The organism is Streptomyces sp. NPDC002817, from assembly GCF_053592055.1.
Map to the genome: position 1 here is coordinate 568113 of NZ_JBSFUY010000001.1, position 13597 is coordinate 581709.

9 protein-coding genes are annotated in these 13597 nt (G+C 71.4%); all 9 read left to right on the forward strand.

The window, feature by feature from the left end; all coding sequences use genetic code 11:
- Positions 1-49: 49 nt before the first annotated feature.
- The 9 genes from ACWD3I_RS02495 (at position 50) to ACWD3I_RS02535 (ending at position 13400) form a co-directional block, all read left to right on the forward strand.
- Positions 50-1108, forward strand: a complete 1059-nt coding sequence (locus ACWD3I_RS02495; RefSeq protein WP_365401100.1) for a hypothetical protein — start codon at positions 50-52, stop codon at positions 1106-1108.
- 48 nt (positions 1109-1156) lie between these two features.
- Positions 1157-1915 (forward strand): TIGR03936 family radical SAM-associated protein, encoded by a 759-nt coding sequence (locus ACWD3I_RS02500; RefSeq protein WP_365401097.1) that lies wholly within the window; start codon positions 1157-1159, stop codon positions 1913-1915.
- Between the two features lie 259 nt (positions 1916-2174).
- Positions 2175-6128 (forward strand): Rne/Rng family ribonuclease, encoded by a 3954-nt coding sequence (locus ACWD3I_RS02505; RefSeq protein ID WP_365401094.1) that lies wholly within the window; start codon positions 2175-2177, stop codon positions 6126-6128.
- 240 nt (positions 6129-6368) lie between these two features.
- A complete protein-coding gene (gene rplU / locus ACWD3I_RS02510) occupies positions 6369-6689 on the forward strand; it encodes a 50S ribosomal protein L21 (protein ID WP_046259920.1) in 321 nt (106 codons plus the stop codon).
- A 14-nt stretch (positions 6690-6703) separates the two neighbouring features.
- Complete coding sequence (gene rpmA, locus ACWD3I_RS02515; protein ID WP_042172004.1) at positions 6704-6958, forward strand: 50S ribosomal protein L27; 255 nt, start codon at positions 6704-6706, stop codon at positions 6956-6958.
- A gap of 134 nt (positions 6959-7092) precedes the next feature.
- Positions 7093-8538, forward strand: a complete 1446-nt coding sequence (gene obgE / locus ACWD3I_RS02520; RefSeq protein WP_365401090.1) for a GTPase ObgE — start codon at positions 7093-7095, stop codon at positions 8536-8538.
- A 164-nt stretch (positions 8539-8702) separates the two neighbouring features.
- Entirely contained in the window at positions 8703-10181 is a 1479-nt protein-coding gene (locus ACWD3I_RS02525) for an FG-GAP and VCBS repeat-containing protein (RefSeq protein WP_365401087.1), read from the forward strand.
- A 373-nt stretch (positions 10182-10554) separates the two neighbouring features.
- On the forward strand, positions 10555-12105 hold the full coding sequence (locus ACWD3I_RS02530; RefSeq protein WP_365401084.1) for an alkaline phosphatase D family protein: 1551 nt from the start codon (positions 10555-10557) through the stop codon (positions 12103-12105).
- Positions 12106-12206: 101 nt separating this feature from the next.
- Positions 12207-13400, forward strand: a complete 1194-nt coding sequence (locus ACWD3I_RS02535; RefSeq protein WP_365401081.1) for a hypothetical protein — start codon at positions 12207-12209, stop codon at positions 13398-13400.
- Positions 13401-13597 lie beyond the last annotated feature (197 nt).

Sequence of the window (13597 nt, forward strand, 5' to 3'; positions counted from 1 at the left end):
GCAATCCGCGGGACGAATCCAGAGCGCCGGACGCTGCGTCTTGGCCGGTATGGAACCGCAGAAGTCGTCGCCTCCGCCCCGGCAGCCCGAGGGCTGCCTCACCGCTGCCATCCGCATCCCGGTACGGATCGTCGTGCTCGTGCTGGTCGTGCCGGTGCGGATGGTGTGGGACGCGCTCGTGGTGGCGGGGCGGTTCCTGAACGACACCGTGCTGCGGCCGTTCGGGAGGGCGTTGCTGTGGGTCGGGCGGGCTGTCTTCGTGTGGCCGCTCGTGGGGCTGTGGCGGTATGTGGTCGTGCCGCTCGGCAAGGGGCTGGGATGGCTGGGGACGTACCTCGTCGTCGTGCCCCTGGTGTGGCTGTACCGGTATGTGCTCACTCCCGTCGGGCACGGCTTCGCGTGGGTCGCGCGGGGGATCGGGGCCGGTCTCGCGTGGGTGTACGCGCGTGTGCTCACGCCGATCGGGCACGGAGTCATGTGGGTGACGCGGGGGATCGGGCTGGGCGTGTACACCGCCGTGGCCTGGCTGGCGCGGTACCTCGTCGTCGTCCCCGCCCAGTGGGTGTACGAGTGGATCCTCACGCCCATCGGGCACGGCATGCTCTGGCTCCTCCGGGGCATCGGCATCTGCCTGTACTGGATCGCGCGCGTGCTCCTCGTGCTGCCGGTGCTCGCGCTGTGGCGGTGGGTGCTCACGCCCGTCGGCCGGTTCCTGGCCGTCGTGGGGCGGGAGGTGTGGGACGCGCTCGGGCACGCGTGGCGGATCGCCGGGCACATCTCGCTCGCCGTCGGACGGTTCCTCGGGACCCTCTTCCGGTGGATCTTCGTGGAGCCGGTGCGGTGGGTGTACCGGACGCTGCTCACGCCGGTCGGGCATGTGGTGCGGGACCTCGTGCTGCGGCCCGTCGCCGAGGCCGCACGCAGTGTGGGGCGGGCCACGCGGCAGGCGCTCGCCGCCGCCCGGGAGACCGTACGGCAGGCGCGGGCCGACTTCCGGCGGATGCTCCTCGGGGAGCCCCGGGAGACGGTCGGGGTGGACCGACGGGAACCGTCGGGCCGTGAGACACGTACTCTAGGTAGCAGTACGACCGCACTCACGAAGGACTGAACGACACTGGGCAAGCGACAGCCCGAAGGCCCGCCGCCCGCACCCGCGGTGCAGCGCATCCGACTGCGCTACACCAAGCGCGGCCGCCTCCGGTTCACCAGCCACCGTGACTTCCAGCGCGCCTTCGAGCGTGCGTTGCGCCGTGCCGGGGTGCCGATGGCGTACTCGGCGGGGTTCACGCCGCATCCGAAGGTGTCGTACGCCAATGCCGCACCCACCGGCACGGGCAGTGAGGCGGAGTATCTGGAGATCGCTCTCACCCAGGCGCGGGACCCCGAGAAACTCAGGGTCCTGCTCGACGAGTCGATGCCCACCGGCCTCGACATCATCGACGCGGTCGAGGCCCGGACCTCGGGGCTCGCCGACCGGCTCACGGCCTCGGTGTGGGAGCTGCGGCTCGACGGAGTGGACCCGGCCGACGCCGAGCGCGCGGTCGCGGCCTTCACCGCCGCCGAGTCCGTCGAGGTTCAGCGCAAGACCAAGAACGGCATCCGTACCTTCGACGCCCGTTCCGCAGTCGTACAACTTGAGACGCACGGTCCACAGGCTGATAGGCCGACCGACCAGCCCTGTGCGATACTGCGGCTGGTTGTTCGGCACGTGACGCCTGCCGTTCGACCCGACGACGTCCTGTCCGGTCTTCGCGCCGTGGCCGACCTGGCGCCGCCGGTCCCCGCAGCGGTGACCAGGCTGGCGCAGGGGCTGTTCGATGAAGAGACCGGCACGGTGACCGACCCGCTCGCGCCCGACCGCGAGGCAGCTGAGGCCCCCACAACGGCCGCTGCCGCCGCGAAGGCGCCGGCGTAGGGAAGGTCCCGCGAAGGACGGACGTCGTAGCGCCGCCCTCGTACTCGGGAGCCACCTGGGTCGGGCAGCACACCGACCAGAAGACTTTCGCCAGGCCGTACCCAACAGGGTGTACGGAACCGGCGAGACAGGACACAGAGAGCTCCCGTGCGGCGCCCGCGCCCCGGACGGCGGCACCGCGCATCGCGCGAGCCGCGGACGTCACCGGCATCGCCGGACCAGGTGCGGCGCCCGGGAGCCTGACGGGAGAAACGCCCGCATGCTCGAGCCGACCGAACCCACCGAGGGTTCCGAACTCAACACCCCCAGCGACACCCTGCCGCCGCGTCGTCGGCGCAGGGCCGCATCCCGACCGGCGGGCCCGCCGGTCGGCGCCGCAGCCGAGACGCCGGACGAGGTGACGCCGGCCATACCGGCCGCCGAGGACGCGCCCGCCGAGGAGACCGAAGAGCCGGCGGTGGCCGAAGAGGCCGCTGTGGAGCCCGAGGCACCTGCCGAGGAGGCCGCACCCGCCGCCCGTACGCGTCGTCGTGCCACCCGCCGGGCGTCCGCGCCCGCCGGTGCTCCGGCCGCGGTCGAGGCTGCCGAGACCGTCGTACCCGCCGCGGCCGAGGCTGCCGAGACCGTCGTACCCGCCGCGGCCGAGGTGAAGGCCGAGGAGGCCGCTGCGGAGACCGTGGTGGCCGAGGCGCCTGCCGAGGAGGCCGCGCCCGCCGGGCGTACGCGTCGTCGTGCCACCCGCCGGGCGTCCGCGCCCGGCGGTGCTCCGGCCGTCGCCGAGAGTGCCGCACCCGCTGATGAAGCCGAAGAGGCCGTAGCGGCTGAGGCGCCCGCCGAGGAGGCCGCGCCCGCCGCCCGTACCCGCCGTCGGGCCACCCGTCGGACGGCCGCGCCCGTCGAGGCCGCCGAGCCCGCCGCCGAGGCTCCGGCGAAGGCCGAGCCGGAGCCGATCGTCACCGAAGAGGCTGCCGCCGAGGAAGAGGCCCCGCGCCGGGCCCGCCGTCGAGCCACGCGTCGCGTGACCGCGCCCACCGCGGCGCCCGAGAGCGTGGAGGCACCCGTGAGCGCTGTCGAGGAGAACGAGCCGGTCGAGGCCGCCGTGGAGCCGAAGGCTGCCGAAGAGGCGCCGGCGAGCGAGGCCCCTGCCGCTGAAGCCCCCGCCGACGAGGCCGGCCCGCGTCGTGCGCGCCGCCGTTCCGTGCGTCGTGCCGCCACCGGGTTCTCCGAGCCCGCCGCGCGGTCCGGCGCCGACGAGGCGGCCGAGGACGAGGGTTCGCGTCGGCCGGCACGGCCCGCCGTGGCCGTGTTCCAGGCGCCGGTCTTCGCCGAGCCGCAGTTCCAGACGCCCCAGCGGGCCGCTGCCGAGGCAGCCGCCGCCGAGGTGGAGGTCGAGGAGCCCGAGGCGGAGCTCCAGGAGGAGCAGACGCCGCGTCGCCGTCGCCGTCGTCGCGGTGAGTCCGCCGAGGCCGAGGCCGCCCCGGTCGTCGAGGCCGTCGCCGAGGAGGAGACGGACGAGACCGAGGAGACCGCCGACGCCGACGCCGAGGACGGTGCCGAGGCGGAGGACGCCGAGGAGAGCGGTTCGCGCCGTCGCCGCCGTCGTGGTGGCCGTCGCCGTCGTCGCGGTGAGTCCGCCGATGCGGACGGCGAGGAGGGCGACGAGCTTGCCGCCGAACAGGCGGATCAGGATGCCGAGGACACCGCCGAGCAGGGCGAGGACGACGCGGAGGAGGACTCCGACGAGGGCGGTTCCTCGTCCTCCAGCAGCCGTCGCCGCCGTCGCCGTCGTCGTCGTACCGGTGACAGCTCCGCCGACACCGAGCCCGGTGACGGTGACCCCGAGCGCACGGTCGTCAAGGTCCGCGAGCCCCGCCCGAAGGCCGAGCCGTCCGACGAGGTGCAGTCCATCAAGGGCTCGACCCGTCTGGAGGCCAAGAAGCAGCGCCGCCGTGAGGGCCGTGAGCAGGGCCGCCGCCGTGTCCCGATCATCACCGAGGCCGAGTTCCTGGCCCGCCGTGAGGCCGTCGAGCGGGTGATGGTCGTCCGCCAGAGCGGCGAGCGCACCCAGATCGGCGTCCTCGAGGACAACGTGCTCGTCGAGCACTACGTCAACAAGGAGCAGTCGACCTCGTACGTCGGCAACGTCTACCTGGGCAAGGTCCAGAACGTGCTGCCGTCGATGGAGGCCGCCTTCATCGACATCGGCAAGGGCCGCAACGCGGTGCTCTACGCCGGTGAGGTCAACTTCGAGGCGCTGGGCATGGCCAACGGGCCGCGGCGCATCGAGAGCGCGCTGAAGTCCGGTCAGTCGGTGCTCGTCCAGGTGACGAAGGACCCGATCGGGCACAAGGGCGCCCGGCTTACCAGCCAGGTCTCCCTGCCCGGGCGCTACCTCGTGTACGTGCCCGAGGGCTCGATGACCGGCATCAGCCGCAAGCTGCCCGACACCGAGCGCGCGCGTCTGAAGACCATCCTCAAGAAGATCGTCCCCGAGGACGCGGGCGTCATCGTGCGCACCGCCGCCGAGGGCGCGAGCGAGGACGAGCTGCGCCGCGATGTCGAGCGACTGCAGGCGCAGTGGGAGGACATCCAGAAGAAGGCCAAGAACGGCAACGCGCCGACGCTGCTGTACGGCGAGCCGGACATGACCGTCCGGGTCGTCCGCGACATCTTCAACGAGGACTTCACCAAGGTCGTCGTCAGCGGTGACGAGGCCTGGGAGACCATCCACGGATACGTCTCGCACGTCGCGCCCGACCTGGCCGACCGGCTGTCGAAGTGGACCTCCGAGGTCGACGTCTTCGCCACGTACCGGATCGACGAGCAGCTGTCGAAGGCGCTGGACCGCAAGGTCTGGCTGCCCAGCGGTGGTTCGCTGGTGATCGACCGGACCGAGGCGATGGTCGTCGTCGACGTCAACACCGGCAAGTTCACCGGTCAGGGCGGCAACCTCGAGGAGACGGTCACCAGGAACAACCTGGAGGCGGCCGAGGAGATCGTGCGTCAGCTGCGGCTGCGCGACCTCGGCGGCATCATCGTCATCGACTTCATCGACATGGTCCTCGAGTCCAACCGGGACCTGGTGCTGCGGCGGCTGCTGGAGTGCCTGGGCCGGGACCGGACCAAGCACCAGGTGGCCGAGGTCACCTCGCTGGGTCTCGTCCAGATGACCCGCAAGCGGGTCGGCCAGGGCCTGCTGGAGTCGTTCTCGGAGACCTGCGTCCACTGCAACGGCCGCGGTGTCATCGTCCACATGGAGCAGCCGACCTCCGTCGGAGGCGGCGGCAAGCGCAAGAAGCGCGGGCGTGGCGGCATCGAGCACGTGCACGAGGCCGCGGTGGCGGCGGAGTCCGTCGAGAGCGCCGAGGCTGCCGAGCTGGACGTGGAGACCGAGGCCGAGGTCGTCGCCGAGGTCGCCGAGCCGGTCGCGCTGCCCGCGCCCGTCTTCGAGGCGGACGAGGAGCTGTACAGCAGTGCCGCCGAGGCGGAGGCCGCCGCGACCCGGGGCCGTTCGCGGCGTCGGTCGAGCCGGCGGTCGTCGGCTCCGGCCGGTGCGCCGAAGCGGGAGCGGGGCGAGCGGGCCGAGGTCCCGACGGCTCAGGACGTGACCGCCGAGGAAGAGGTCGAGCGTCCGGTGCAGGTCGAGCCGGCCGCGCAGGCACAGGCCGAGCCGGCCGCTGTCGAGGACCCGGTCGTCGAGGATGCCGCGCCCAAGGGACGTACGCGTCGTCGTGCGACCCGCAAGGTGTCCGCGCCGGCCGGATCGCCCGCGGGTGCCGAGGCGGCCGTCGTGACGGTCACCGAGGCCGCGGCAGCGCCCGCGCCGGTCGCCGAGGAGGCTCCGGCCAAGGCCGAGCAGTCCGAGGCGCCCGCCGAGAGCGCGGCCCCGGCCCGTCCGCGGCGCCGTGCCGTGCGCAAGGCCACCGCGCCGACCGCGGCCGAGGAGACGGCCGTCGTGGTCGTCCCGGCGACGGAGACCGCCACGGAGGCCCCGGCCGCGGAGGAGACGGCTCCGGCCAAGAAGACGGCCGCGCGCAAGACGGCCAAGAAGGCGACGGCGAAGAAGGCCGCCACCAAGAAGACCGCGGCCAAGAAGACGGCCACGAAGAAGGCGACGACCAAGAAGGCCGCCGCCAAGAAGACGACGGCGAAGAAGACCGCGGCGGCCGAGCAGACGCTGTCCTCGGTCTCGGCTTCCGCCGACGAGAGCTGAGTTCCGGCTCACCGCGGGTGTGCGGCTGGTCACGAGTGATCAGCCGCACACCCGGGGGCCCCGGCCCGGTTTGACCCGTTCGGCCGTGGCCCCGTAACCTTGACCGTCGGCGTGTCGACTGACACGTCACATCCCCGTAAACCCTTTCCTCCGGAGCACCTGGGTGTTTTGGAGAGGCCGTCCGCGTGCCGGGTGGCTGGACTGCGGGGGTGCCGTCCCGAGCGAGAGAGTGAGATCCGCGTGTACGCCATCGTGCGCAGCGGTGGTCGCCAGCACAAGGTTGCTGTCGGCGACATCGTTGAGGTTGACAAGATTTCCACTGCCAAGGTTGGCGACACGGTCGAGCTCTCGACCCTGCTCGTTGTCGACGGCGAGTCCGTGACCAGCGACCCGTGGGTGCTGGCCGGTATCAAGGTCCAGGCCGAGGTCGTGGACCACCACAAGGGCGTCAAGATCGACATCCTTCGCTACAAGAACAAGACCGGCTACCGCCGTCGTCAGGGCCACCGCCAGCAGTACACGGCGATCAAGGTCACTGAGATCCCCGCGGCTGCGAAGTAAGGGACTGAGGAGAGATGGCACACAAGAAGGGCGCATCGTCCACCCGTAACGGTCGTGACTCCAACGCTCAGCGCCTCGGCGTGAAGCGTTTCGGTGGTCAGGTCGTCAACGCGGGTGAGATCCTGGTCCGCCAGCGCGGCACCCACTTCCACCCCGGCGCGGGCGTCGGCCGTGGCGGCGACGACACGCTGTTCGCCCTCGCGGCCGGTTCGGTGCAGTTCGGCACCCACCGTGGCCGCAAGGTCGTGAACATCGTCCCGGTCGCCTGAGCTCAGGCTTAGGGCTTCAGACCGAACGTTTCGCGAGGCGGACCTCACTTCCCCTGTGGGAAGGCGGGTCCGCCTTTCGCGTGTTACAGCAGTAGAGAACCGTACGAACATTTCAAGTGCTGGAGGCACCCCACATGACCACCTTCGTGGACCGCGTCGAACTGCATGTCGCCGCGGGTAACGGAGGTCACGGCTGTGCCTCCGTCCACCGGGAGAAGTTCAAGCCGCTCGGCGGCCCCGACGGCGGAAACGGCGGGCGGGGCGGCGACGTCATCCTGACCGTCGACCAGTCGGTGACCACGCTCCTGGACTACCACCACTCCCCGCACCGCAAGGCCACCAACGGCAAGCCCGGCGAGGGCGGCAACCGTTCCGGCAAGGACGGTCAGGACCTGGTCCTGGTCGTGCCGGACGGCACCGTCGTACAGGACAAGGCGGGCAACGTCCTCGCCGACCTGGTCGGCCACGGCACCTCCTACGTCGCCGCCCAGGGAGGCCGCGGTGGCCTCGGCAACGCGGCGCTGGCGTCCGCGCGGCGCAAGGCGCCCGGCTTCGCGCTGCTCGGTGTGCCCGGTGACCTCCAGGACATCGTCCTGGAGCTGAAGACCGTCGCCGACGTGGCGCTGGTCGGCTACCCGAGCGCGGGCAAGTCCTCGCTGATCTCGGTGCTCAGCGCGGCCAAGCCGAAGATCGCCGACTACCCCTTCACCACCCTGGTCCCGAACCTCGGTGTGGTGACCGCCGGCTCGACCGTCTACACCATCGCCGACGTGCCGGGTCTGATCCCGGGCGCCAGCCAGGGCAAGGGCCTGGGCCTGGAGTTCCTGCGGCACGTGGAGCGGTGCAGCGTGCTGGTGCATGTGCTGGACACGGCGACCCTGGAGTCCGACCGTGACCCCGTCTCCGACCTCGACATCATCGAGGAGGAGCTGCGGCAGTACGGCGGCGGGCTCGACAAGCGGCCCCGCATGGTCGTACTGAACAAGATCGACGTCCCGGACGGCAAGGACCTCGCCGAGATGGTGCGCCCGGAGCTGGAGGCGCGCGGCTACGGCGTCTTCGAGGTGTCCGCGGTGGCGCACATGGGGCTGAAGGAACTGTCGTTCGCGCTGGCCGAGGTGGTCGCCAAGGCGCGCGCCGCGAAGCCGAAGGAGGAGGCGACGCGGATCGTCATCCGGCCCAAGGCCGTGGACGACGCGGGCTTCACCGTGGTGCGCGAGGAGGACGGGCTGTTCCGGGTGCGCGGCGAGAAGCCGGAGCGCTGGGTGCGGCAGACCGACTTCAGCAACGACGAGGCCGTCGGCTATCTCGCCGACCGCCTCAACCGCCTCGGTGTCGAGGAGAAGCTGATGAAGGCGGGCGCCCGCTCGGGCGACGGCGTCGCGATCGGCCCCGAGGACAACGCCGTGGTCTTCGACTGGGAGCCGACCGTGATGGCCGGTGCCGAGATGCTCGGCCGCCGTGGTGAGGACCACCGCTTCGAGGCTCCGCGTCCCGCGGCTCAGCGGCGCCGCGACAAGGAGGCCGAACGGGACGAGGCGTCGCGGGAGTTCGACGACTTCGAGCCGTTCGAGCAGTGAACCGGTCGGTGACCGAGGTCGCCGGCTGCGGTCGTTGACGCCGGGAGAACCTCCGGCGATAGGCAGGGCAACCAAGCGTCGTTCCGGTGAGTCGTACTGGGCAGCGTGGATGAGGATCTTGATGCTCTCCGCGGCCAACTGCCCTTACGACAGCCGGAGTTCACGTGTCCCTACCTGCTTCGTCCGCCTCGCACAGAACCCGGCGCGCCGTCGTCGCGGCGATCGCCCTGATCGCCGCCACGTGCGGCGCGCTGCCCGTCGCGCAGGCGCAGCCGAAGGCTGAGGCGCTGCAGGACTTCAACGGGGACGGTTACGAGGATCTCGCCGTCGGGGTGCCGTACGCCACGGTCGGCGGGAAGAAGGCGGCGGGATATTTCGCCGTCGTCCACGGGTCGGCGAAGGGCCTGGACCTCGCGACCAGGAAGGTCTACTCGCAGGCCTCGCCCGGTATCCCCGGATCGCCCGAGGCGGACGACCGCTTCGGTTACCACGTCATCCCCGTCGACCTGGACGGCGACGGCTACACCGACCTGGTGGTGCCCGCGACCGGGGAGCACTGGACGTCGGGCGGCGAGGCACAGGTCCACAGCCAGACCGTGCTGTGGGGATCCGCCACGGGCCTGTCCGGCGGAACGCTTCTGCAGCCGGGGCGGCTCCTCGCCGCCCACTCCAGCCTCCCCGGCGACTTCGACGGCGACGGCCACGCCGACCTGGCCATGCCCGGCGGCGTGCGCTTCGGCCCCTTCACCCGGGACGGCGTGCCCGCCAGGACCCAGGAGATCCCCGTCTACGACGGCGACAACTCGGTGCTCGACATGGCGGCAGGGGACGTCGACGGCGACGGCATCACCGACCTCCTCTCGCTGACCATGCCCGCCGACTGGGAGCCCGGCGACCAGGGCTCCAGCCACAACCTCAACTACCTGCACGGCACCGAGCAGGGCCTCGCCCCGCTGACCGCGCTGCGGAACGCGCGGGGCGCGAAGATCGAGGGCGGCAATGACGTCGAGCTCGGTGACGTGAACGGCGACGGCCGCGACGACATCGTCTTCGGCAGGCCCTTCCCGGCCAACGGCAACGAGGAGCCGAACGACCCCAGCCAGTACGGCGACCGGGTCGGCGTCGTCCTGGGCACCGCGCAGGGCCCGAAGACCGGGGACCCGCGCATGCTCCACCAGGACACCCCCGGGGTGCCGGGCGCCGGCGAGTCGGGCGACTACTTCGGTGCGTCCGTCGCGGTCGGGGACGTCGACGGCGACGGCTACGCCGACATCGTGGCCGGCATCCCGATCGAGGACTTCGCCGGAGTGCAGGACGCGGGCACGGTCGCCGTGATCCCGGGCGGGGCGTCCGGCCCCACCGGTGCCGGTGCGAAGGTGTTCAGCCAGAACACGGCCGGTGTCCCCGGCACCGCCGAGCGCCGGGACCGCTTCGGCGAGGCGGTCACCCTGCTCGACACCGACCACGACGGCCGCGCCGACCTGATCGTCGGCGCACCCGGAGAGAACGCCGAGGCAGGCTCGGTGTGGGCCTTCCGCTCCACCGCCGCCGGGGTCACCACCAGCGGATCCCTCTCCTTCGGCGCCAAGGCCTTCGGCACGAACCCGGACTCCGCACGGCTGGGCGCGGACTTCCCGCACTGAGCCGCCGCCGAGCCGCAGTCCGCCGCGTCCAGGATCCGCGCTGACTTCGACGACGACGGCTGACAGGACGTGGCCTTCAGGGCCGCGGGCGGCACGGTCGGCGGCAGGAAGCGCGCCGGCTATGTGGGGAGGCACCACCGCCTTCGGCACCACGTTGCTCGGCACCGACGGGAAGAACGCGAGACTCGGCTCCGCTTTCGCGTACTGATCACCGGTCAGGCCCGTTGCGGCAACGAGGTGTTCGCGTGCCGCGGCGGGTCTTCTGTTGTCTCCCCAGTTGTCATGCACCCGAAGCCCGTGGTTCAGCGGGCGGACTGTCCACGGGCGTGAGCTTCCAGTGTCCAAGAGGCCAGTGAGGCAGGGGAGTTCACTGATGACCGGAGCAACATCGCCCGACCGACGCCGCTTTCTGACCGCCGGGGCCGCCGTGATCGGCGCCGCCGCCTCCGCCCAGCTGTGGCTGCCCACCACCGCCCGTGCGGCCGGAACGACGTTGCCCGACGGCGTGTTCAGCCTCGGCGTCACCTCCGGCGACCCGCTGCCCGACGGCATCGTCCTGTGGACCCGGCTCGCCCCCGACCCGCTGAACGGCGGCGGCATGCCCGACGAGGTCGTGCCGGTGGAGTGGGAGCTCGCGGAGGACGAACGGTTCAGAAAGCCCGTACGCCGGGGCGTGACCCGGGCGCGGCCCGAGTACGGGCACAGCGTCCACGTGGATGTACGGCATCTGCGCCCGGGCCGCACCTACTGGTACCGCTTCCGCACGAGCGGCCAGATCTCGCCCACCGGCCGCACCCGTACCGCCCCCCACCCGCACAGCAAGGGCGGCAGCCTGCGCTTCGCGCTCGCGTCCTGCCAGAACTACCAGCACGGCTACTTCACGCCGTACGCCGACATGCTCGCCCAGGACCCCGACTTCGTGCTCTTCGTCGGCGACTACATCTACGAGTCGTCGCCCGCGTCCACGGGTGTGCGCCGGCACGAGGGCACGGGGGAGCCGTACACCCTGGTCCAGTACCGCAACCGGTACGCCCAGTACCGCACCGACCCGGACCTCGCCGCGATGCACGCCGGCGCCCCCTGGATCGTCACCTTCGACGACCACGAGGTCGACAACGACTTCGCCGGCGAGATCCCGCAGGACCCCGACAAGCAGTCGCACGACGCCTTCGTGGCCCGGCTCACCGCGGCGTACCAGGCGTACTACGAGCACATGCCGGTCCGCGCGAGCTCGGTCCCCGACGGCCCGCACATCCAGATGTACCGCCGCCTGGAGTTCGGCCGCCTGGCCCGGCTCAACGTGCTCGACACCCGGCAGTTCCGCAGCGACCAGGCGACCGGCCAGGAGGGCGCCCAGGACCCCTCGCTCACCATGCTCGGCGCCGGGCAGAAGGAATGGCTCCTGGACGGGCTGCACGACTCCCCGGCCCGCTGGAACCTCATCGCCTCGCAGATCATGATGGCCGAGACCGATCTGAAGGTCGGCGAGGGCAAGCTCTGGTACTACGACGCCTGGGACGGCTACCAGGCCGAACGCAACCAGCTCATGCGGGAGTTCGAGGACGTCCGCAACCCCGTCGTGTTCACCGGCGACCGCCATCTGACGATGATCAGCGACCTCAAGAAGGACTTCGCCGACCCGGACTCCGACGTCGTCGGCGCCGAGTTCGTGGGGACGTCCATCTCCAGCAACGGCGACCAGGACCAGGACGCCTTCCACAAGCAGTGGGACCCGCTGATGGCGGACAACCCGCACTGGAAGCTGCTCGACGCCCACCGCGGCTACCACCTCTTCGACGTCGACCGCCATGGCATCGACGCCCGGGTCAGGACCGTCGACACGGTCCGGCAGCCGACGGCGACGGCGAGCACGCTGGCCACGCTGCGGGTCGAGGCGGACCGCCCCGGCGTCGAGCTCGCGTGACCGGCCGACGATGAATTCCGTGTGACGGGAGCCTGGGACTCATCTGTGTCCCAGGTCTCTCTCAGCGCAGTCTCAGGAATCCCTCTTACCGTCCCTTAACCATGGAGACGGACTGTACGAGACATGAACCCGCGGCGAACGGCGGCGTGATCACCCCGCTGCCCGCCGGCACCCGCCTGCTGCACATCGGCCCCCACAAGACCGGGACGACCTCGATCCAGGGCGCGATGTTCGCCGTCAGGGACCGGCTCGGCGGGTACGGGGTCGACTGGCCGGCCACCACCCGGCACCCCATGGAGGCCGTGCTGGCGGCCTGCGCCCGGCCGGGGATGATGGGCGACGCCGGGCCCAGCGAGAAACAGTGGCTGCAGCTCGTGGACAAGGCGCGGGGCGCGGGCCACCGCACCTCGGTCATCAGCAGCGAGTTCTTCGCCGACGCCCCCGACGACGCGGCCATCGAGCGGATCGTCGGGCAGCTCGGACGCGAGTCCGTACACATCCTGATCACCCTGCGCCCGCTCGCGAAGGTCATGCCCTCGCAGTGGCAGCAGTACGTCCAGAACGGCCTGCGCATGGGCTACGAGGAATGGCTCGAGCACATGCTCAGAAAGGCCCCCTACGAGAAGCCCAACCCCAGCTTCTGGCACCGCCACCGGCACGACCGGCTCGTGGAGCGCTGGTCCCGGGTGGCCGGCCCGGAGCGGCTCACCGTCGTCGTGGTGGACGACCGCGACCGGGGCGGGCTGATGCGCACCTTCGAGTCGCTGCTCGGGCTGCCGGCGGATCTGCTCCAGGAGGTCCCGGACACCGCGAACCGTTCCCTGACGCTCGCCGAGACCGAAATGCTGCGGAATCTTAATAAGGAATTCCGCGGCAATGACCTCCCGGAGGAGCTGTATTCCAAGCTCGTACGGCACGGCGCGGTGATGCATATGAAGAACGCGTGCAGTCCGACCGCGCAGGACGTGAAGATCAGCACCCCGCAGTGGGCCGTCGAGGCCGCGGCGGAGATCGGCGCCGAGATGGCGCAGCGCATCGGCACCATGGGCGTGCGCGTCCTCGGCGACCCGGCCCTGCTGTCCGCCGTGCCGAAGCCTCCCGCGCAGACCCCGGCGGAACCGCGGATCGCCCCCGAGGTGGCCGCGCAGGCACTGTACGGAGCGCTCGCCGCGGCCGCCGCCGCGCCGATCCGGAACACGGCTCCGGTCAAGTCGCGCACCGTGCACCAGACCTCGTCGAAAGAACTCATGAAGGTGCTGGGACACCGCTGCCTGAAGCGGCTGCGGCGGCGCTGAGGGGTACCGTCGTCACACACAGCAATACAGAACTCCCTGTGGAGTTACTCACAGCAATTCCAGGTACTCGCCACAACGGTCTCCTCAATCACCAGGAGTACAAGGTGAATGACAGATGGCGCGCACATATGCGGCGGACGGCGCTCACCTTGCACTGCGGTAACCCCAAGTGGGACCATTTCCGAGTTCCCTGTCGC